This is a genomic window from uncultured Microbacterium sp., from assembly GCF_947489255.1.
Lineage (GTDB): Bacteria > Actinomycetota > Actinomycetes > Actinomycetales > Microbacteriaceae > Microbacterium > Microbacterium phycohabitans.
Window position 1 is genome coordinate 1 of sequence record NZ_CANLCY010000006.1, and the last position, 21,382, is coordinate 21,382.

Annotated in this window: 18 protein-coding genes; 14 read left to right on the forward strand and 4 right to left on the reverse strand. The window is 70.8% G+C overall.

Annotated features, from left to right (window positions below):
- Positions 1 to 80: 80 nt before the first annotated feature.
- On the forward strand, positions 81 to 1,586 hold the full coding sequence (locus Q0818_RS15800) for a DUF255 domain-containing protein (RefSeq protein WP_298877130.1): 1,506 nt from the start codon (positions 81 to 83) through the stop codon (positions 1,584 to 1,586).
- Positions 1,587 to 1,817: 231 nt separating this feature from the next.
- Here the strand turns inward: Q0818_RS15800 and Q0818_RS15805 are convergent, their stop codons facing one another.
- Both Q0818_RS15805 and Q0818_RS15810 read right to left on the reverse strand, forming a co-directional pair.
- The gene (locus Q0818_RS15805) at positions 1,818 to 2,579 is read right to left on the reverse strand and encodes an AAA family ATPase (protein ID WP_298877133.1); all 762 of its coding nucleotides are present in this window, start codon (positions 2,577 to 2,579) and stop codon (positions 1,818 to 1,820) included.
- A gap of 30 nt (positions 2,580 to 2,609) precedes the next feature.
- A complete protein-coding gene (locus Q0818_RS15810; protein ID WP_298877136.1) occupies positions 2,610 to 4,181 on the reverse strand; it encodes a phospholipid carrier-dependent glycosyltransferase in 1,572 nt (523 codons plus the stop codon).
- A 23-nt stretch (positions 4,182 to 4,204) separates the two neighbouring features.
- Here Q0818_RS15810 and rsmI point away from each other — a divergent pair, with 23 nt between their 5' ends.
- The 3 genes from rsmI to Q0818_RS15825 all read left to right on the forward strand — a co-directional run bounded on the left by rsmI (position 4,205) and on the right by Q0818_RS15825 (position 7,712).
- Positions 4,205 to 5,023 (forward strand): 16S rRNA (cytidine(1402)-2'-O)-methyltransferase, encoded by an 819-nt coding sequence (rsmI, locus tag Q0818_RS15815; protein WP_298877138.1) that lies wholly within the window; start codon positions 4,205 to 4,207, stop codon positions 5,021 to 5,023.
- A 131-nt stretch (positions 5,024 to 5,154) separates the two neighbouring features.
- Complete coding sequence (metG, locus tag Q0818_RS15820) at positions 5,155 to 6,729, forward strand: methionine--tRNA ligase (protein ID WP_298877140.1); 1,575 nt, start codon at positions 5,155 to 5,157, stop codon at positions 6,727 to 6,729.
- Positions 6,730 to 6,734: 5 nt separating this feature from the next.
- Positions 6,735 to 7,712, forward strand: coding sequence for a TatD family hydrolase (locus Q0818_RS15825; RefSeq protein WP_298877263.1), 978 nt, complete (start codon positions 6,735 to 6,737; stop codon positions 7,710 to 7,712).
- Positions 7,713 to 7,948: 236 nt separating this feature from the next.
- Here the strand turns inward: Q0818_RS15825 and Q0818_RS15830 are convergent, their stop codons facing one another.
- A complete protein-coding gene (locus Q0818_RS15830; RefSeq protein WP_298877142.1) occupies positions 7,949 to 9,403 on the reverse strand; it encodes a sugar porter family MFS transporter in 1,455 nt (484 codons plus the stop codon).
- 66 nt (positions 9,404 to 9,469) lie between these two features.
- On the opposite strand from Q0818_RS15830, the gene rsmA reads away from it, so the two are divergent.
- Positions 9,470 to 10,309, forward strand: coding sequence for a 16S rRNA (adenine(1518)-N(6)/adenine(1519)-N(6))-dimethyltransferase RsmA (gene rsmA / locus Q0818_RS15835; RefSeq protein ID WP_298877144.1), 840 nt, complete (start codon positions 9,470 to 9,472; stop codon positions 10,307 to 10,309).
- 463 nt (positions 10,310 to 10,772) lie between these two features.
- Complete coding sequence (locus Q0818_RS15840) at positions 10,773 to 11,708, forward strand: phosphodiesterase (RefSeq protein ID WP_298877146.1); 936 nt, start codon at positions 10,773 to 10,775, stop codon at positions 11,706 to 11,708.
- Here Q0818_RS15840 and Q0818_RS15845 read toward each other — a convergent pair.
- On the reverse strand, positions 11,659 to 13,239 hold the full coding sequence (locus Q0818_RS15845) for a stealth family protein (RefSeq protein WP_298877149.1): 1,581 nt from the start codon (positions 13,237 to 13,239) through the stop codon (positions 11,659 to 11,661). The two genes, Q0818_RS15840 and Q0818_RS15845, sit on opposite strands and share 50 nt — an antisense overlap.
- A gap of 240 nt (positions 13,240 to 13,479) precedes the next feature.
- On the opposite strand from Q0818_RS15845, the gene Q0818_RS15850 reads away from it, so the two are divergent.
- The 8 genes from Q0818_RS15850 (at position 13,480) to Q0818_RS15885 (ending at position 21,381) form a co-directional block, all read left to right on the forward strand.
- Entirely contained in the window at positions 13,480 to 14,412 is a 933-nt protein-coding gene (locus Q0818_RS15850) for a 4-(cytidine 5'-diphospho)-2-C-methyl-D-erythritol kinase (protein ID WP_298877152.1), read from the forward strand.
- A gap of 496 nt (positions 14,413 to 14,908) precedes the next feature.
- Positions 14,909 to 15,211, forward strand: coding sequence for a DUF427 domain-containing protein (locus Q0818_RS15855; RefSeq protein WP_298877155.1), 303 nt, complete (start codon positions 14,909 to 14,911; stop codon positions 15,209 to 15,211).
- A gap of 13 nt (positions 15,212 to 15,224) precedes the next feature.
- Positions 15,225 to 16,049 carry an ATP-binding cassette domain-containing protein gene (locus tag Q0818_RS15860; RefSeq protein ID WP_298877158.1) on the forward strand — a complete coding sequence of 275 codons (825 nt, stop codon included), beginning with the start codon at positions 15,225 to 15,227 and terminating at the stop codon, positions 16,047 to 16,049.
- Positions 16,046 to 16,726: an ABC transporter permease gene (locus tag Q0818_RS15865; protein ID WP_298877161.1), complete on the forward strand. Its 681-nt coding sequence runs from the start codon at positions 16,046 to 16,048 to the stop codon at positions 16,724 to 16,726. The genes Q0818_RS15860 and Q0818_RS15865 overlap by 4 nt, the downstream gene beginning before the upstream one ends.
- Positions 16,723 to 17,484, forward strand: coding sequence for an ABC transporter permease (locus Q0818_RS15870; RefSeq protein ID WP_298877165.1), 762 nt, complete (start codon positions 16,723 to 16,725; stop codon positions 17,482 to 17,484). Before Q0818_RS15865 ends, Q0818_RS15870 begins: the two co-directional genes overlap by 4 nt.
- Positions 17,485 to 17,522: 38 nt before the next feature.
- Positions 17,523 to 18,440 (forward strand): ABC transporter substrate-binding protein, encoded by a 918-nt coding sequence (locus tag Q0818_RS15875; RefSeq protein WP_298877168.1) that lies wholly within the window; start codon positions 17,523 to 17,525, stop codon positions 18,438 to 18,440.
- Positions 18,441 to 18,734: 294 nt separating this feature from the next.
- Entirely contained in the window at positions 18,735 to 20,528 is a 1,794-nt protein-coding gene (locus tag Q0818_RS15880) for an ABC-F family ATP-binding cassette domain-containing protein (protein WP_298877171.1), read from the forward strand.
- Positions 20,529 to 20,631: 103 nt separating this feature from the next.
- Positions 20,632 to 21,381, forward strand: a complete 750-nt coding sequence (locus tag Q0818_RS15885; protein WP_298877174.1) for a hypothetical protein — start codon at positions 20,632 to 20,634, stop codon at positions 21,379 to 21,381.
- The last annotated feature ends 1 nt before the right edge of the window (position 21,382 follow it).

The window sequence follows — 21,382 nt, forward strand, 5'->3', positions numbered from 1 at the left end:
ACGACAAGACCGCCACCTCATACGCAGCCGGACTCAACCTCGCCGCAGCACTCCAATGGATATAGCAACACGGCCTAACCGTGTTCGCGAGCCCCGAGGGGCGGGTCTTCTACGCCGGCACGTATTTCCCACCGACGCCGCGCCCGCCGCAGCCCTCCTTCCGGCAGGTGCTCGCCGCGGTCCGCGAGGCGTGGACCGAGCGACGCGGTGAAGTGGATGCCACCGGCTCGTCGCTCCGCGATGCTCTCGCCGCCGCGGCGACCGCCCCCGCCGACGCACCGCCCGCCCTCGACCAGCTCGCCTCCGCCGCCCGCGCGATCGCCGCGCGCGAGGATCGCGAGTACGGCGGCTTCGCCGCGGGGCCGGCTTTCGAGACGCCCAAATTCCCGAACACCCCCGTGCTGCGGTTCCTGCAGCACCCCGCTCTGACCGAGACGGTGCCGGATGCCGCGGGCGTAGCATCCCGTGCCCTCGCCGCCATGGCCGGCTCCGACCTGCACGACACCGTCGAGGGCGGTTTCTTCCGCTACGCCACGCGCCGCGACTGGAGCGTGCCGCACTTCGAGCGCATGCTCACCGACAACGCCGGCCTCGTCGAGGTCGCGTTCGCCGCGGGAGACGAGGCGGCCGCGACCGACGCCGCGCGTTTCCTCGTCGACGTCCTGCAGCTGCCCACCGGCGGGATCGCTGCCGCGCAGGACTCCGAGTCGGTCATCGACGGCGCCCGCAACGAGGGCGGCTACTATCGGCTGCCCGCCGAGCAGCGCGCGCGGCTTCAGCCCCCGGCCCTCGACGCGAAGGTCGTCACGGGCTGGAACGGGCACGCGATCGCTGCTCTCGCCCTCGCGGGCACCCGCACCGATCCCCGCTTCCTCGAGGCCGCTCGCTGGGCCGCCGACGCCGTGATCGAGGGCAACGTCGCCGACGACGGCACGCTGCGCCGCGCGTCGCTCGACGAGATCCGCTCCGCCGCGCCCGCGACCCTCGAGGACTACGGCGGCCTCGCGCGCGGCCTGGTGGCCCTCGCCCGGGCGACCGGCGAGGTCGCCTACGCCGAGCGCGCGCGGACCCTCCTCGACCTGTGCCTCACCGACGACGGCATCCATCCTCCCGGCGGTGGTGACGCAGTGCTCGTCGCGCAGGGCATGCAGCCGCACGGCGTCCCCACCGATGGCGCCTCGCCCTCCGGACCGTCGGTCTTCGCCGCGGCCGCCCTCGACCTGTGGCGTCTCGGCGCGGGGGAGCGTTACCGCGACGCCGCCGAAGCGCTGGTGCGCGCCGCCGCCGAGGTCGCCCTCGCCTCGCCGCTCGCGCACGGGGCGATCCTCGAGGTCGCCCTCGGACTCATCACCGCCCCGCGACAGGTCGTCGTGGTCGGAGAGGCGGATGCCGCGATCGCCGACGCCGCCCGTCGGGTCGCCGCCGACGTCGTCGCGGTGGTGTCCCCGGCGCAAGCGCAGGCCTTCGCCGCGGCCGGCTTCGAGCTCTTCGAGGGAAAGGTCGCCCAGGGCGGCGAGGCAACGGCCTACGACTGCCGCGCGTTCACGTGCGCGCTGCCGACGACGGATCCGGCGGCGCTGGTCTGAGGCGGCCGCCCATCCCGGTCGGCTTACGACGCGGCGCGCGGGTTCGTCGCGAGAGAGGGCCCCGCGGTGTTACGGGCAGGGGGCTCGCGGGCTCGTGAGACGTCGCGGTTCTGCCGAGCCGGCGGGAACCCGCGGATGCTCCGGCGAAGGCTGCAAGGTCCGCGCTCATCTTCGCGGATCGGCACTGCGCTCCTGAGCCGCGCCCGTCGCCCCACGATGCGGCTGTCTCCCTCACTCCAGCAGATGCCGCAGGAACCTCCCCGGCGCCTCCAAGAACCCCCGATGCAACCGCACCAGCTCGAGGTCGTCCCACGCGCTCTCGCGGATGCCCCAGTCGCCCAGCTCGAGGATCGTCGCTCCCGGCAGGGCGGCCAGAACGGGGGAGTGCGTCGCGCAGATCACCTGCGTTCCGCGCGAGCGCATGCGATCCAGGGATGCCAGCCAGCGCAGCGTCGACGAGAACGACAGCGCCGCCTCGGGTTCGTCGAGGCAGGCGAGCCCGGCGACGTAGCGCTCGTGGTCGAGGGCCTCGTCGAGCAGGGCGTTGAACGACTCGCCGTGACTCATCGCGTGGAGGTCGCGTGCCCCGTCGCGCAGGTCTTCCCGCCACGAGTAGTAGCTGTGCATGGTCTCGGCCCGCAGGAAGAAGCCCCATCGCGGAGCGCGTGGGCTTCGCTCGATCCGCAGCCATTCGCCCAGCGGGCTCTCGGTGCGGCGTGTCTCGCCTCCGCCGTTGGTCGACCCGCCCTCCGCGGGAAGCCCCGCGGCCTCGGCGATGCCCTCGATGAGCGTCGACTTGCCCGACCCGTTCTCCCCGACGAGGAAGGTCACGCCGGGGGCGAACTCCCATCCGTCGGCACCGGCGACCTCGAGGAAATGCGCCACCGCGGGCACCGTCGCGGGCCAGGTGCCGGGGTCCACCGGCGCGTCCTGGAAGAGCCTGACCCGCTGCACGGGGCGCGGGTCGTGCAGCCAGTCATCCCCTCGCGTCATGCTCGCGCCTCGGCATCCGCCCCGCCCACGTCAGATCCAGGTGGGCAGCCAGTTGTGCAGTCGCCAGAACTCGTAGGGCACGGGGAGTCCCGCCCACACGGGGTACCAGAACGCCGACACGACGACGCACAGCGCGAGGAAGGCGAGCACGACGATCTGTCCGCTCAGGCGGGTCGAGCCCCTCACCCCCCGCGCGATCTCGCGCAGGGTGAACGCGAGCGCGAGCACGAGGAACGGCAGCATCGCGACCGTGTAGAACTGGAAGATCGTGCGCTCGGGGTACAGCAGCCACGGCACGTAGGTCGCTGCGAGGCCCGTCAGCACGAGGGCGTACCGCCAATCGCGCACCATCACGAACCGCACGAGCAGGAAGAGGGATGCCGCGACCCCCGCCCACCAGATGATGGGGTTCGCGATGCTCGAGATCGCCTCGGTGCACCCCGTCGGCAGCGCGCAGCCGTTGACGCCCGCGTCGTCCTGGTGCCAGTACATCGACGTGGGACGGATCAGCAGCGGCCACTGCCACGCGGGGCTCGCGTAGCTGTGCGGGGTGACCAGGCCCACGTGGAAGGCGTACATCTCCTGGTGGTACGACCACAGCCGCTGCAGCGGTTCGGGCACCCACGCCCAGAAACCGGTGGCCTCCACCGGGGTCCCGCGCTTGTAGCCGCCGGTGGTGAAGAGCCACCCCGACCAGCTCGCCACGTACACGACGAGAGCGACCGGCACGAGCAGCACGAACGAGGCGAGGCCTTGGCGCACGGCATCCATCGGCCACTGCACGATCCCGGCGCGTCGGCGCGCGAGGGCGTCGGTGACGACGGCGTAGACGCCGATGGCGGCGATCACGTACAGACCCGACCACTTCACGGCGGTGGCGGCTCCCGCGGCGACGCCGGCGGCGATCAGCCACGGGCGGTTCCAGAGGACCGGCCCCCACATCGGGTGCTCGAGCCCGCGCGCGGTGACGAGAGAGGCGATCCGATCGCCCGAACGGCGGTGATCGAGAGCGACGAACCAGAACGTCAGCACGATGAAGAACGTCAGGAAGATGTCGAGCAGCGCGATGCGGCTGAGCACGATGCCGAGGCCGTCGATCGCGAAGAGACCGGATGCCACGGTGGCCAGCGGGATCGACCCGGTCAGCGTCCGGGCGAAGAGGTAGATCGCCAGCACCGTCGCCGTGCCGATGACGGCGGCCGAGATGCGCCACCCCGTCGCCGAGTCGGGTCCGAGCAGCGCCATGCCGGCTCCGATGAGGATCCGGCCCAGGGGCGGATGCACGACGTAGCTGCCGATCCCGGTGAACACGTCGGTGTCGCCCGCCGCGAAGCTCGCGTCGGCGTCGTCCGGCCACGTCGAGGGGAAGCCGAGCACCCACTGACTCCAGGCGTCTTTGACGTAGTACGTCTCGTCGAAGACGAGCTGGTGCGGGTTGCCGATGTCGACGAGGCGCAGGATCGCGGCGACGAGGGTCACGAGGGCCGGAGCGAGCCAGCGCCACAGCCGCATACCGCGGGGGGTCGCCAGCAGCGCGTCGCGCCAGCGATCGAGTCGCGTCTGCTCGCCGGCGGGGAGCAGGGGGGAGACGGCTGTGCTCACGGCCCCCAGCCTAAGGTGGAACGGTGATCATCCTGGCGGCGACCCCCATCGGCAACCTGGGCGACGCCTCGAAGCGTCTGATCGAGGCCCTCGAGAACGCCACGGTCGTGGCCGCCGAGGACACCCGCACGACGCAGCGCCTGCTGGCCGGTCTCGGCGTCGAGAACCGTCCGCGCCTGATCGCCCTGCACGACCACAACGAGAAGGACCGCGCTGCCGAGCTGGTCGAGCTCGCCCGCGACGACGACCTGCTCGTGCTGAGCGACGCCGGGATGCCGACCGTGAGCGATCCCGGCTTCGGGCTCGTCGCCGCCGCGGCCGCCGCGGGCGTCACGGTCACGGCCATCCCGGGGCCGAGCGCCGTCGTCACCGCGCTCGCCGTGGCGGGCCTGCCGACCGACCGCTTCGCGTTCGAGGGCTTCCCCCGCCGCAAGCCCGGTGAGCGCCGCAAGGCCTTCGCGCAGCTGGCGTCGGAGGAACGGACGCTGGTGTTCTTCGAGTCGCCGTCGCGATTGGCATCCACTCTCGACGACCTCGCTTCGGCGTTCGGCGCCGATCGTCCCGCCGCCGTCTGCCGCGAGCTGACCAAGCTCTACGAAGAGGTCAAGCGGGGGACCCTCGCCGAGCTCGCCGCGTGGGCGGCCGAGGGCGTCCGGGGCGAGATCGCGATCGTCGTCGGCGGCGCCTCGGCGCGCGAGGTGGCCTTCCCGGATGCCGTGAACCAGACGCTCGAGCTCGTGCGCGGGGGAGTGCGGCTCAAGGAGGCGGCGGCCGAGGTGTCGTCGCAGACCGGGCACTCCTCGCGCGAGTTGTACCAGGCGGCGCTCGCGGTCAAGCGCTGAGTCATCCGGGTCTTTTCGCGCGCGCGGGCTGGGAGCAGCGCTGGACGACACTCCGCTGCCCCTCACGCACGCAGACGGCCGGGACGCGTCATGCGGTCGGCCGTGTCGGTGGTCGCCCGTAGAATCTCCAGGTGACTTCCGGCCGATCCTTCTACATCACGACGCCGATCTACTACCCCAGCGATCTGCCCCACATCGGGCACGGGTACACGACCGTGGCGGTCGACACGCTCGCGCGCTGGCACCGCCAGGCGGGCGATGACACCTGGATGCTGACCGGCACCGACGAGCACGGCCAGAAGATGCTGCGCGCGGCCGCCGCCAACGGCGTCACCCCCCAGGAGTGGGTCGACAAGCTCGTCACCGAGTCGTGGTTCCCGCTGCTCGAGACGCTCGACGTCGCCAACGACGACTTCATCCGCACCACGCAGCCGCGCCATGAGGAGCGCGTGCAGGAGTTCGTGAAGGCGCTCTTCGACCGCGGCTACATCTACGCCGGCGAGTACGAGGCGCTGTACTGCGTGGGCTGCGAGGAGTTCAAGCCCGAGGCCGAGATCGTCGACGGCACCGGCCCCTTCGAGGGGCTCAAGGTCTGCGCCATCCACTCGAAGCCGCTCGAGCTGCTGCAGGAGAAGAACTACTTCTTCAAGCTCAGCGAGTTCCAAGACCGGCTGCTCGAGCTCTACAAGACCGAGCCCGACTTCGTGCGGCCCGAGTCGGCGCGCAACGAGGTCGTCTCGTTCGTCCGCAGCGGTCTGAAAGACCTCTCGATCTCGCGCTCGGCGTTCGACTGGGGCATCACCGTCCCGTGGGACCCCTCGCACGTCATCTACGTGTGGGTCGACGCGCTGCTGAACTACGCCACGGCCGTCGGCTACGGCAACGACCCCGAGCAGTTCGCGCGCCGCTGGCCCGCGTTCCACGTGGTCGGCAAAGACATCCTGCGCTTCCACGCCGTCATCTGGCCGGCCATGCTCATGGCTGCCGGCCTCGACGTGCCCCGCGGTGTCTTCGCCCACGGCTGGCTGCTCGTCGGCGGCGAGAAGATGTCGAAGTCCAAGCTCACCGGCATCGCGCCGACCGAGATCACCGACGTTTTCGGCTCCGACGCGTACCGCTTCTACTTCCTCTCGGCGATCGCGTTCGGTCAGGACGGCTCCTTCTCGTGGGAAGACCTCTCCGCCCGCTACCAGGCCGAACTGGCCAACGGCTTCGGCAACCTGGCATCCCGCACCGTCGCGATGATCTCGAAGTACTTCGACGGCGTCGTTCCGCAGGCCGGCCCGTCGACCGAGCTCGACCTCGCGATCCAGAAGGTGGTGGCGGATGCCGCGACCACGGCCGACGCCGCGATCGAGCGCTTCCGCATCGACGAGGCCATCGCCGCGATCTGGACCATCGTCGACGCGCTCAACGGCTACATCACCGAGAACGAGCCGTGGGCGCTCGCCAAGGACGAGGCCCAGCGCGAGCGCCTGGGCACCGTGCTCTACACCGCGGCCGAGGGTCTGCGCGCCCTGGCGGTGCTGCTGTCGCCGGTCATGCCGGAGTCGACCGCGAAGCTGTGGGTCGCCCTCGGTGCCGAAGAGGGCCTCGGCGCGCTCGCCGCGCAGCCGATCCGCGAGGCCGGCGCGTGGGGTGTCCTGCGCCCCGGGGCGACGGTCACTGCACTGACGCCGCTGTTCCCGCGCGTCGAGCAGGCATGACGCAGATGCCCCGCGAGTCGGCGGCTGCCGCCGAGCCGGCCGAAGCGTCCGCTGCTCCCGGCTCCACCCCGGTTGATCGCCCGCGCGGAACGATCGACGGCGGCGACCCCAGCCAGTACGTCCGCGAGCGCTCGCCCGACGGTCGCCGCGACGTGAGCTACCCGCCCGCGCCCGAACCTCTCGGCATCCCGGTCTACGACAACCACACCCACCTCGAGATCGAGGACGGCGACACCGGTCTCTCCCTCGACGAGCAGCTCGAACGCGCACTCGCCGTGGGCGTGCACGGCGTCGTGCAGGCGGGCGGCGACGTGGATTCGTCGCGCTGGTCGGCGTGGGCCGCGCGGTCGCACCCCCGCGTGCTGGCTGCCGTGGCCATCCACCCCAACGAGGCTCCCGTCTACGAGCGGGCCGGAGAGCTGGATGCCGCGATCGCGGTCATCGACGAACTCGCGGCCGAGCCGCGGGTGCGCGCGATCGGCGAGACGGGCCTGGACTTCTTCCGCACCGAGGCCGACGGCATCCCGGCCCAGATCCGCTCCTTCGAGGCGCACATCGCCCTCGCGAAGAAGCACGCGATAGCGATGCAGATCCACGATCGCGACGCCCACGACGCCGTGCTCGAGACCCTCCAGCGCGTCGGCGCCCCCGACAAGACGGTGTTCCACTGCTTCTCCGGCGACGCCGACATGGCCCGCATCGCCGCCGACCGCGGCTACTACCTGTCGTTCGCCGGCAACGTCACGTTCAAGAACGCTCAGAACCTGCGCGACGCCCTCGCGGTCACCCCGCTCGATCGCATCCTGGTCGAGACCGACGCACCGTTCCTCACCCCCGCGCCCTACCGCGGTCGCCCGAACGCCCCGTACCTCATCCCGGTCACGTTGCGTTTCCTCGCCGCAGAACTCGGAACGGATGCCGACGAACTCGCCGCCCAGGTCGCGGCGAACACGCTCGCCGTCTACGGCGCGTTCGAGGACTGACCCGCGCGGCGCTTGCGTCGCCGCGACGTGTTGGCGCGCGGCCGGCGCCTCCCGGCGCGTGCCTGCGGCGTGCGTAAAGTCAGCGATTCGCGCATCCTCCGTCGTCGGGGCCTGGATGCCGCTGACTTCGCGCACATCGCGGAGGTTGTGCGCGGGCCGGCGCAGACGCTGGCACGCGAGAGGCCGGCACCCCACGGGGCGCCGGCCTCTCGGCATCCGGATTCAAGCGGTCGGAATCAGGCCTTCGCCTTGGCCTTCTTCACGAACAGGGTCTCGGTCTGCTCGAGTTCCATGCCCTTGGTCTCGGGGATGCGCAGCAGCACGTAGACGAACGACAGGGCGGCGAACAGGGCGTACATGCCGTAGGTGAGCGGCAGCGACCAGCTCGACATCGCCGGGAACGACACCGTGATGGCGAAGTTGGCGATCCACTGCGCACCGGCGGCGACGCCGAGCGCCTTGCCGCGGATGCGGCTCGGGAAGATCTCGCCGAGCAGCACCCACACCAGCGGGCCCCACGAGGCGCCGAAGCCGACGACGAACACGTTCGCGGCGACGAGCGCGACGCTGCCCCACGGGGCGGGGAGAGAGACGTCCTGGCCCGAGCCGGTCGCGAACGCGAACGACAGGGCCATCGCGCCCAGCGACACGGTCATGAGCAGCGAGCCGGTGATGAGGATCGGTTTGCGGCCGACGCGGTCGACCAGGAAGATCGCGACGAAGGTCACGACGACGTTCGTCACCGAGGTGATGACCGAGATGAGCAGCGAGTTGCTCTCGTCGAAGCCCACGGCCTTCCACAGCGTGGTCGAGTAGTAGAAGATCACGTTGATGCCGACGAACTGCTGGAACATCGACAGCAGGATGCCGGTCCAGACGATCCCCTGCAGCCCCAGCACGGGCCCGCGCAGCGAGACGTTCTTGTTCTTGCGGTCGGCCTCGATCGTGCTCGAGAGGTCCTTCATCGTCTTGTCGAGGTCGGCGGGCGGCACGAGGCGCGCGAAGATCGCCTTGGCCTCGTCCTTCTTGCCCTTCGCGAGCAGGTAGCGCGGCGACTCGGGAACGGTGAACGACAGGATGCCGTACACCGCCGCGGGGATCACCCCGACCAGGAACATCCAGCGCCAGGCCTCCAGACCCAACCAGAACTGGTTGGCCGCACCGCCGGCGGAGTTCGCCAACAGCGCGTCCGAGAGCAGGGCGCCGAAGATGCCGAGCGTGATCGCGAGCTGCTGCAGCGATGCGAGAGAACCGCGGATCTGGCGGGGAGCGACCTCGGCGATGTAGGCGGGAGCGACCACCGACGCGATGCCGATGCCCAGTCCGCTCATCACGCGCCACAGGATCAGGTCGGGGACGCTGAAGGTGAGGGCCGCGCCGATGGACGAGACGAAGAACAGCACTGCCCCCAGCAGCATGACCTTGAGGCGACCCCACCGGTCCGACAGCGCGCCGGCGATGATCGCGCCGACCGCGCACCCGAGCAGCGCCACGGCCACGACGAATCCGGTCAGCACCTGCGAGAGCTCGAAGTTCCCCTCGATCGCGTCGACCGCGCCGTTGATGACCGACGAGTCGAAACCGAAGAGGAAACCGCCGACCGCCGCGGCGACCGACAGGCCGATGGCTCGTCGCCCGTAGGGGCTTCTGAGGGTGAAGGCGTTTGCGGGGATCGACTGTGTGTGACTCACCCGAACACGCTACTCCCGGCTCGCGCTCGGCAAGGGTTCTGGCGGAGCCCTGACTACAGTGGAACAATGCCCGTTTCCCTCCTCGGTGCCGCCGAGATCCGTCGACTCGCCGCTGACCTCGACGTCACCCCCACCAAGAAGCTCGGGCAGAACTTCGTCGTCGACGCCAACACGGTGCGCAAGATCGTGCACGCCGCCCGGGTCACGGCATCCGACCGCGTCGTCGAGATCGGGCCCGGCCTCGGATCCCTCACCCTGGCGATCCTCGAGACCGGCGCCTCCGTCGTCGCCGTCGAGATCGACCACCGACTCGCCGAGCGCCTTCCCACCACCGCGGCCGCGCACGACGTGCCCGAGGGGCGCCTCGAGGTCATCGACGCCGACGCTCTGCGCGTCGAGGAGCTGCCGGGCGAGCCGAGCGTGCTCGTGGCCAACCTGCCCTACAACGTGTCGGTGCCGGTCCTCCTGCACTTCCTCGAGACGTTCCCGTACCTGCAGCGCGGTGTCGTCATGGTGCAGGCCGAGGTGGGGGAGCGCCTCGCCGCGCCTCCCGGGTCGAAGGTCTACGGCGCGCCGAGCGTCAAGGCCGCGTGGTATGGGTCGTGGCGGCTGGCCGGCACCGTGTCGCGCCAGGTGTTCTGGCCGGTTCCCAACGTCGACAGCGTGCTGGTGGCCTTCGATCGGGATGCCGAACCCCGCGGCACCGAGGAGCACCGCCGCCGCACCTTCCAGATCGTGGATGCCGCCTTCCAGCAGCGCCGCAAGATGCTGCGGCAGGCGCTCGCGGGCGTGCTGGGCGGCACGGCCGCGGAGGCGTCGGAGCGCCTGCAGGCGGTGGGTGTGGATCCGACGCTGCGCGGCGAGCAGCTGACGGTCGACGACTACGCCCGCATCGCCGCCGTCTGAGCGGCTGCGGCACCCGCTCCCTGCCGCTGCGCGCGCTCCCGGCCGCGACGTCCGGTCCCTGCCGCGACGCCCGTTCTCGGCCGCTGCGCCCGCTCGCGCGTGCACAACGGCGGGCGGAGCCGGCGACACGCCGCGGGGCGTCGGCGGGTGCACGGCGTGTCGGGTGGGACATCCGCCGTTGTGCACGCCCGCCCTCGAGGCCGCGCGCCCGTCCGGGACGCCGGCCGTGTCCGCGCGACAGCCGATGGACCCGCGACGACGGCGTCGACGGCGTCGACGGCAGCGACGGCAGCGACGGCAGCGACGGCGTCGACGGCGGCGACGGCATGACGGCGCGTGACGATGCGAGGCGAATTCTCGCCGTGTTCATCACATGTTCCTGAAACATGCCGGTAACATTTCGAGCCAACCGGGAGCATCACGCCGGTGACGAGGTCGTACCCGACGGCCCGAGAGGAACGAGATGCGTTACGCCGAGTACCCCCGTGCCGAGCGAGTGCTGCTGCACCTGAGCGACACCCACCTCCGTGCCGGCGGTGCGCCGCTGTACGACGACGTCGACTCCGAGGCGTATCTCGCCCGGGCGGTCGCGGCGATCGAGGCCTCCGGCATCCGTCCGAACGCCCTCGTGTTCACCGGCGATCTGGCCGACTTCGGCGAGAGCGATGCGTACGATCGCGTCGCCGCCCTCGTCGAGCCGCTCGCCGAGCGCCTCTCCACGCGCGTGGTCTGGGTGATGGGCAACCACGACGACCGCGCGGCCTTCCGCTCCCGCCTGCTCCCCGGTGATGCGGCCGCCCCGACGGCCCCGGTCGACCGCGTCGACGAGTTCGACGGTCTGCGCATCATCACCCTCGACACCTCGGTCCCCGGCGCGCACCACGGCGAGGTCGCCCCCGAACAGTTGCGGTGGCTCGCCGAGGTGCTCGCCACCCCCGCGCCCCTGGGCACCATCCTCGCGATGCACCACCCGCCCGTGCCGAGCGTCCTCGACCTCGCCGCCTCGGTCGAGCTGCGCGACCAGCGGAGCCTGGCCGAGGTGCTGCGCGGATCCGACGTGCGCGCGATCCTCGCGGGGCACCTGCACTACTCGACCTTCGCGACCTTCGCCGGCATCCCGGTCTCGGTGGCCTCGGCCACCTGCTACACGCAAGACCTGATGGTGCCCGTCGGGGGCACGCGGCCCCAGGACGGCGCGCAGGGCTTCAACCTCGTGCACGTCTACGACGAGACGGTGGTGCACTCGGTCGTACCGCTCGCCGCCAGCGAAGCCCTCCAGTACGTGGATGCCGAGGAGTCGCAGCGACGGCTGCGCGACGCCGGCGTGGTGGTGCCGGCGTCGCGGGCGTTCAGCGGACCGGTGTCGCCGCCGACGACGCCGTTGCCGATCCTTCGCTGACCGCGGTCTTCTCCCACGGCGCGGCGACGGGGAAATACCGCTCGAGGCATGCGCGCAGCGCGGGCACCCGCACCTCCTCGGGGATCTCGGGCACGCTGCCGTCGTTGAGGCAGAACATGTCGGTGTCGCGGCGCGACACGAGGCGCTCCATCGTGCGGAGCGAGTCCAGCTGCGTGGTCTGCACGTAACGCGTGCGGGGCTGGCTCGTGATGACCGCGCGTCCGGTGGCGAGGGCGTAATAGTGGTACAGGCTGTTGGTCACCGAGATGTCGGTCGCGGATCGGAACCGACTGGCCGCGGTGCGGGCGTAGTCGTCGGCGAACTCGCGCTCGAGTTCGAACGCGACCGAGCGACGCAGCGGGGTCGCGCAGTGCTCAAGGTCGAGCGTGATGACGCGACCGAAGCGCTCCTTCAGCAGCGCTCGGTTCACGCGCAGGCCGTTGTCGTGGCCGGAGCGGTCGATGTGCGCCGGACCGCTGCCGATGCGCACCCCGCTCTCCACGAAGCGGCTCACGCCGCCGCCGCTGAAGAACAGCTCGGGGGTGACCGGGCGCCCGAAGAACATGTCGTCGTTGCTGTAGAGGAAGTGCTCGGCGAGGCCCGGGATGCGGTGCAGCTGCGCCTCGACGGCGTGCGAGTTGTGCGTGGGCAGCACCGACGGGTCGGCGAAGAACTCCTCGCTGCGCACGATCGTGACCTTCGGGTGATCGGCGAGCCATTCGGGGGTGGGGGAGTCGGTCGCGATGAAGATGCGGCGCACCCACGGCGCGTACATGTGGACGCTGCGCAGGGCGTAGCGCAGCTCGTCGACCTGGCGGTAGCGGGCGGCGTTGTCGTCGCCGTCGCCGACGACGTAGCCCTTCATGCGGGCGGCGCGCTGGCGCTGGAACTCGCTCGAGGAGCCGTCGACCCACGAGAAGACCATGTCGACGTCGGCGGTGAACTCGTTGGGGTGCGCGTCGAACATGCCCGACACGGTCGTCCAGCGCCGTCCGTAGCGCTCGACCTCGACCAGGTCGAGGTCCGCCGCGGCGAAACGACGACGCGTGAGCGCGCTGGGGCGGGGGGCCTCGATCGTCTGCTCTCCGAAGCGCCAGAGCTCCAGACGGGGCGCGAGGGAGGCGCCGTAACGGTACGAGCCCTCGGTCGAGGTGCGGGGGCGGAAGACGGCGTAGGCCTGGACCGAACCGGCGGAGGGGTGCACGCTGTGCGCGGGCACGGGGTCTTCGCCTCGGGCCTTGAGGTAGAACGGCCCGAGCTCCGGATCGCGCAGCGCCGCGAGCGCCGCCTCGGCATGGGCGGTGTCGACCACGAGCTTCGGGCGGCGGTTCGCGTCGCGCACGAGCAGCACGCGGAGCCCGGCCGCCTCGATGGCGGATGCCGCGGTGAGCAGGTCGTCGCGCTCGGCGATCGAGGGGGTCGAGGTGTCGTCGACGACGTGCAGGATGCCGTCGTGCATCCGGATATCGGAGCGGGAGAGCAGCGCGCGCCAGGGGTCGGTGTCGATCGACAGGGGGACCATCGGGCGCATACTGCCTCCTCGGGGGTAGGTGACGGGTCCCGGACACCGTAGGGTTCCGGGGTTACGAAGACGTTTCGGCGGCGGCGCCGAACGGCGGGGAGCGGAGCGCTACTGTCGAAGAGTGACTCTCATCGCTCGCTCCGGCCCGGTCTGTCCCGAACCGCTGTGCGAGCGGCGGCGGGAAGCGGGCCGACGTTCCAGTTTCGCACACCCCGACACGGTTCGTCGCGCGGCGGGGAAGGGGCACCGATGAACGGCCCCACCCCCGCATCCGTGCGCGTGCGCGCCCCCGGGAAAATCAACGTCTTCCTCGAGGTCGGCGACGTGCAGGACGACGGCTACCACGAGCTCGCGACGGCGTTCCAGGCCGTCTCGCTCTACGAGGAGATGGTGGCCACCCCGTCCGACGACATCACGATGTCGGTCACCGCGAAGGGCCCGGTCGACATCGAGGGCGTGCCCACCGACGAGCGCAACCTTGCGGTCCGAGCGGCGCAGCTCCTCGCTCGCGCGGCCGGTGTCGATCGCGGCGCGCACCTCGCGATCCGAAAGGCCGTGCCCGTCGCCGGCGGAATGGGCGGCGGCTCCGCCGATGCGGCGGCCGCCCTCGTCGCGTGCGACGCCCTGTGGGGTCTCGGGATGCCGACGAGCGAGCTCGCCCGCCTGGCGGCCCACCTCGGCGCCGACGTGCCCTTCGCCCTGCTCGGCGGCACCGCCGTGGGCACCGGTCGCGGTGACGAGCTGAGCCCGGCGCTCGCCCGCGGACGCTTCGACTGGGTGCTGGTGCCCAACGAGGTCGGGATGTCGACACCCGTCGTCTACGGCGAACTCGACGCCCACCGCGAGCGCCACGCGGTCGACATCGGTCCCGCTCGCCGTGTTCCCGCGGTCGACCCCGACGTGCTGCACGCGCTGCGTCAGGGGGATGCCGAGATGCTCGCCGCGACCTTGCGCAACGACCTGCAGGCCCCGGCGCTGCACCTGCGGCCCGATCTGGCGCGGGTCCTCGAACGCGGCGAGAGCTCGGGCGCGCTGGCGGGATTGGTCTCGGGATCGGGTCCGACCCTCGCCTTCCTCGCCGCCGACGAGTCGTCGGCCATCGATCTGCAGGTGACCCTGAGCGCCGCGGGTCTCGTCGCCCTGCACGTCCACGGTCCCGTCCCCGGCGCGCGCGTCGTCTGAAGCGTCCACGGCTCGCGGTCCTTTCGACGAGCTCAGAGACCTCGGATGCGACAGAGGTGGCTGAGCCTGTCGAAGCCACCGGTAGGCGTGCGCTCCCGGTTCCTTCGGCAAGCTCAGGGACGTCGGATGCGGCGGAGGTGGCTGAGCCTGTCGAAGCCACCGGTAGGCGTGCGCTCCCGGTTCCTTCGGCAAGCTCAGGGACGTCGGATGCGGCGGAGGTGGCTGAGCCTGTCGAAGCCACCGGTAGGCGTGCGCTCCCGGTCCCTTCGACGAGCTCAGGGACCTGGGGTGCGGCGGAGGTGGCTGAGCCTGTCGAAGCCACCGGGGCGCGGCACGGCTACAGCCGCCGCCACGTGCCCGGCGCCGCGGCACCATAGCCCAGGTCGACACACGGGGCAATCTTCCGCTGACCGGTTCCGCACCTCGCTAGCCTCGACCGAGGTGGATCGTCACCCGTGGGCGCTGTGCCCGCGGGGCGCCACGGAGGGGGTTACCCATGAAGGCAGTGCTCGACGGCGTCGTGATCGCCGAAGCCGACCGCGACGACCTGGCCTCGATCGAGGGCAACTGGTACTTCCCGCCCCAGGCGGTGCGCGAGGGTGCTCTCCAGAAGAGCCCCACGGCGTACACGTGCCCGTGGAAGGGAGCCGCGCAGTACTGGAACGTCTCCCTCGACGGCGCCGAGCTGAAGGACGGCGCGTGGTCGTACCCCGACCTTCGTGACGGAGCGGTCGAACGGGTCGGAAAGGATTTCGCCGGCTACGTCGCCTTCGACCGCAAGGTCGTGGTCTCCGACTGAGGCGGCGATACGCATGATCGAGTTCTCGGCCGTCTCCAAGGTCTTCCCCGACGGCACGCGCGCCGTCGACGACTTCCACCTCGTCATCCCCTCGCGCAAGACGACCGTCTTCGTCGGCTCCTCCGGGTGCGGGAAGACGACCCTGCTGCGCATGATCAACCGCATGGTGGAGCCCTCGTCGGGCTCCATCTCGATCGACGGCGACGACATCGGCGGAAAGCCCGCGGTGCAGCTGCGTCGCAGCATCGGCTACGTCATGCAGAACTCCGGACTTCTGCCGCACTTCACCGTCGCCGACAACATCGCCACGGTCCCCGTGCTGCAGGGGCAGAACCGCAAGACGGCGCGCACGCGCGCGCTCGAGCTGATGAAGACCGTCGGTCTCGACACCGCCATGGCCGACCGCTACCCGAGCCAGCTCTCGGGTGGTCAGCAGCAGCGCGTGGGCGTCGCCCGTGGTCTCGCCGCCGACCCGAACATCCTGTTGATGGACGAGCCCTTCGGCGCGGTCGACCCGATCGTGCGAGACGAGCTCCAGCAGGAGCTGCTGCGCCTGCAGAGTGAGATCGGCAAGACCATCGTCTTCGTCACTCACGACATCGACGAGGCGTTCCTCCTGGGCGACCAGGTCGTCATCCTCGAGAAGGGCGCCAAGATCGCCCAGGTCGGCACCCCCAGCGAGATCGTCGAGAACCCCGCGAGCGACTTCGTCGCGAGCTTCATCGGCGCGGTCAAGGGCAAACGGGCCCTGCACCTGAAGCAGACCCCGACGGGCACCGTCGTGGTGGATGCCGAGGGTCGCACGCAGGGCGCGCTCGTGGAGGATTCCCACCCGTGAACTGGGTCGGCAACAACCTCGACCTCATCGGGCAACTGACGCTGGTGCACCTGCGTCAGAGCCTGATCGCCCTGGTGGTCGGATTCGTCATCAGCATCCCGCTCGGCTGGGTCGCGTGGCGGTATCGCCTGGTGCGCAGTGGTGTCATCACGATCACCGGTCTGCTGTACACGATCCCCTCGCTCGCGCTGCTCATCCTCGTCCCGGTGGTGACGGGCTGGTACAGCATCGTCAGCGAGACGAACCTAATCGTCGCGCTGGCCATCTACGCCGTCGCGATCCTCGTGCGGGCCGTCGCCGACGGGCTCGATTCGGTGGATGCCGGAGTCCGCCAGGCGTCCACGGCGATCGGCTACGGCTCGTTCCGGCGCTTCTGGGCCGTGGAGTTCCCGCTCGCCGGCCCCGTCGTGCTGGCGGGACTGCGCGTCGCCTCGGCCAGCACGATCGCGCTGGCCACGGTCGGCATCCTGGTCGGCATCCAGAACATCGGCTACCTCTTCACCAACGGCCTCCAGCGGCGCATCATCCCGGAGGTGTTCGCGGGCGTCATCGCCGTGGTGGTCCTCGCTCTGGTCATCGACCTGCTCCTCGTGGTCGCCGGACGCCTGCTCATGCCGTGGACGCGGCGGGCGGCGGTTCCGTCGGCGCGACGCACCCGGACGGCGGTGGCCGCATGAACCTCCTCGGCGACGCCATCGGGTGGATCTTCTCCGGCGACCCCGGCCGCGGATTCGACGCCATTCCGCTCGCGATCGGCGTGCAGCTGCTCTACACCCTCATCGCCGTCGTCATCGCGGGCGTCATCGCGATCCCGCTCGGCTGGTACATCGGCCATACGGGCAAGGGACGCGAGATCGCCGTCGCGATCTCGGGGGCGGCGCGCGCGATCCCGTCGTTCGGCCTGCTGATCCTGCTGACGCTGCTCCTCGGCGTGCTGCACAAGCCCGAGGCGGCGGTCATCTCCTTCGTCGTGCTCGCGATCCCTTCGCTCCTCGCGGGGGCCTACACCGGCTTCGAGGCGATCGATCGCCGCGTCATCGACGCCGGCCGGTCGATGGGCATGACCGAATCGCAGATCCTCTGGCGCATCGAGGTGCCGCTCGGACTCCCGTTGCTGGTCGGCGGTATCCGCGCCGCAACCCTGCAGGTGCTGGCGACCGTCACGATCGCGGCCTACATCGGTCTCGGCGGGCTCGGGCAGTACATCATCGCCGCCATTCCGCTCCGGCGCTTCGACATCCTGATCGGCGGCGCGATCCTCGTCGCCGTGCTCGCCCTCGTCATCGACGGGCTGTTCGCCCTGCTGCAGCATCTCGTCGTCCCTCGCGGCATCCGCGCCGCCGGCTCCGCACAGCCGCAGCGGCGCTCCGCGCGCCAGCGCCGCGCGGAGGCCATCGCCGTCGGTGCGCACGCGTCGCCGGCCGCGACCTCCTGACCCACCCGAATCCCGCATCACCAGAAAAGAGAGCACCCATGTTCACAGCACGAACCCGGAAGGGCCTCGGCGTCTTCGCCGGCCTCGCTGTCGCCTCCGTCGCCCTCGCCGGCTGCAGCGGCGGCTCGAGCGACCCGCTCAGCAACGGCGGCGGCGACGCCTCCGCGTCGTCCGACACCATCGTCGTCGGTTCGCAGGCGTATTACTCGAACGAGATCATCGCCGAGATCTACGCTCAGGCCCTCGAGGGTGCCGGCAAGACGGTCACGCGCCAGTTCCAGATCGGCCAGCGCGACGCCTACATCCCGCTGCTCGAAGACGGCACCGTCTCGGTGTTCCCCGAGTACACCGGTAACCTCCTGCAGTTCTTCGACGCCGAGACCACGGCCCGCACCGCGGACGACGTGTACGCGGCCCTGCCGGAAGCGCTTCCCGAGGGCCTCGAGGTGCTCGACCAGTCCGAGGCCACCGACCAGGACTCGTACACCGTGACCGCGGCGTTCGCCGAGGCGAACGGCCTCACGAGCATCGCCGACCTGGCCAAGGTCACCTCCGGCGTCACCCTGGGCGGCAACGCCGAGCTCGCCGAGCGCCCCTACGGTCCGACCGGACTGCAGTCGACCTACGGCGTGAACGTGCAGTTCTCGCCGACCGGTGAGACCACGGTCGACGACCTCGTCGCCGGCACCATCCAGGTCGCCAACGTCTACACGGCGGACCCCCGCATCCAGACCGACGATCTCGTCACGCTGACCGACCCCAAGGGCCTGTTCCTCGCGTCGAACGTCGTCCCGGTCGTCAACTCGAGCATCGCCTCCGAGGTGTCCGACGTGCTGAACAAGGTCAGTGCGGCGCTCACCCCCGAGGGCCTCGTCGAGCTGAACGTCAAGTCGACCGTCGACCAGGAGTCGACCGCCGACATCGCCAAGGAGTGGCTCGCCGCCAACGGCTTCTGAGCCCACCCCTCCGCGCAGCGGGGCCGTCCGGTGTTCCGGGCGGCCCCGTCGTGGTTCCGGGGGAGGGCCGTCCGGGGGTGCGGGCGGCTCCGCCGCTGACGCGGCACCGACGGTATCCTCGCGAGACGGCGTCCTCCCGACATTCCGGCCGCCATCCGACAGCCCAGTCGTCAGGATGCCGCCCTCTCGCGGTCCGGCGGATGGCGCCTCCTCGTCCGCGGATCGAGGGCGGGCTCTCCCGTCTCGTCCTTCGAGGCCGGCAGGATCCCGCGCACCGCGTAGCCTGGGACGGATATGGCACATCTGCTCGGGGGCGAAGCCCTGCACCTGGAATACCCGACCAAGGTCGTCTTCGACTCCGTCTCGCTCGGCGTGAACGAGGGCGACCGCATCGGCATCGTCGGTCGAAACGGCGACGGGAAGTCGAGCCTGCTCGGCATGCTCGCCGGCATCCGCGAACCCGACGGCGGACGCGTGACCGTGCGCGGCGGCGTCACGGTGGGGGTGCTCGACCAGCAGGACACGCTCGACGACGACGACACGATCGGGCACGCCGTCGTCGGCGACCGTCCCGAGCACGAGTGGGCGGGTGACGCGCGCACGCGCGACGTGATCGCGGGCCTGCTCGGAGACCTTCCGTGGGACGCGCGGCTCGGCGACCTCTCCGGTGGCCAGCGCCGCCGCGTCGCCCTGGCGAAGCTGCTCTCGGGCGACTGGGACGTGCTCTTCCTCGACGAGCCCACCAACCATCTCGACGTCGAGGCCATCACCTGGCTCGCCGGTCACCTGAAGAAGCGTTGGGCCCCGTCCGCGGGCGGGCTCCTGGTCGTCACCCACGACCGGTGGTTCCTCGACGAGATCTGCACCGCGACCTGGGAGGTGCACGACCGCATCGTCGAACCCTTCGAGGGCGGATACGCGGCGTACATCCTGCAGCGGGTCGAACGCGACCGCCAGGCGGCATCCATCGAACAGCGCCGGCAGAACCTCGCGCGCAAGGAGCTCGCGTGGCTGCGCCGCGGGGCTCCGGCGCGCACGTCGAAGCCGAAGTTCCGCATCGACGCGGCGAACGAGCTGATCGCCGACGTCCCCGAGATCCGCGACAAGGTCGCCCTGCAGTCGCTCGCGGTCGCGCGCCTGGGCAAAGACGTCGTCGACCTTCTCGACGCGGGTGTGGCGTTCGGCGACAAGACGGTGCTGAAGGATGTCGAGTGGCGCATCGCTCCGGGCGAGCGCACCGGCATCCTCGGAGTGAACGGCGCCGGCAAGTCGACGCTGCTCAGCCTGGTCACCGGCTCGCTCGAACCGACGAGCGGCCGCGTGAAGCGCGGGAAGACCGTGAAGGTCGCGACCCTCACCCAGCGTCTCGACGAGCTCGATCAGCACCTGAACGACCCCGTTCGCGTCGTGATCGCGGGGCTGCGCACGACCTACGCCTTCGGGTCGGGATCGAAGGCGCAGGAGCTCACCCCGGGGCAGTTGCTCGAGCGTCTCGGGTTCTCGAGCGCGCAGCTCTCCACGCCCGTCAAAGACCTCTCCGGCGGCCAGAAACGGCGCCTGCAACTGCTGCTCGTCATCCTCGACCAGCCCAACGTGCTGATCCTCGACGAGCCCACCAACGACCTCGACACCGACATGCTGGCCGCCATGGAAGACCTGCTCGACTCGTGGTCGGGCACGCTCATCGTCGTCTCGCACGACCGGTACTTCCTCGAGCGCGTCACCGACCAGCAGTACGCGATCCTGGATGCCAAGCTCCGCCACCTTCCCGGGGGAGTCGACGAGTACCTGCGCCTGCGGGCGCTGCAGGACGCCGGGCCCTCGCGCGACGCGGCATCCGGTGCTTCGCCTACCGCCGCGGGACTGCAGGGCGCCGATCTGCGCGCGGCGCAGAAGGAGGCCTCGGCCGCCGAGCGCAAGATCGAGAAGCTGCAGCAGCAGATCGACCGGGCCAAGGCCGCCCTCGCCGACCACGATCAGGCCGACTACGTCGGTCTCGGCAAGGAGATGGAGCGCATCAGCGCGATGGAGACCGAGCGCGACGAGCTGGAGGGGCGCTGGTTCGAGCTCACCGAGGCGATCGGCTGATCTTCGCGTATCGTCCCTAGCCGTGTCGATCGGTGGAGTTTCCCCCGGGACGTGGATAGCGTGGCTTGTTGTGCTCGGGGGGCGAGCACAGAGATGGAGACGCATGTCCGACGATGCCGAGCGCTTCTACGAGCTGCACGACGACATCATGCGCGAGGCGCGCGCCTATGAGGATGCGGCGGCCCAGCCGCTCCCGGCGTCGGCGAACGACGATTCCGGCATGATCTTCTTGGATCTCAGCCCGGAGGGGCTCCTCACCGTCGACATCGGTGATGGCTGGCGCGATGTCTATGCTCCCACCGAGCTCGCCGACGGCGTGCTGTCCGTGTTCGGCGCCCTGAGCCAGGCGCGTCTGTCGGAGTGGGCCGTGCAGCTCGACCAGGCCATGGACCGTCCACACGCCTCGACACCGGTCCCACCGACCTCGCAGACCGCGGCCGGGCGGATGAAGGCCGCGCTCGACGCGGAACCGGAGGCCACCGCTGCGGCGAACAAGGTGCTCGAGAACGTGCTGGACGTGCTCGACGACATCGTCTCCAACTTCGACAGCACCTACGACGAGGCCGTCCGCCGCGGTCGCACCGGCACCTCGATCGAGACGGACGGCGCGCGAGTCCGGGTGCGGGTGTCGCCCGCAGGAGACCTCCTCGCGCTCGAGATGTCGCCCGAGTGGCTCTCTCGCGCGACGGGTGGCGACATCTCGCGCGAGCTGAACGAGGCGATCTCCCGCGCGCGCGCCGACACGGCGCTCCGTGCCACAGGGGGACTGCTCGACGGCACGCCCCTCGCGAAATACCAGCGGTTCGTAGATGATCCGGAGGCGTTCGAGAACTTCCTCCGCGGAAAGGACTGAC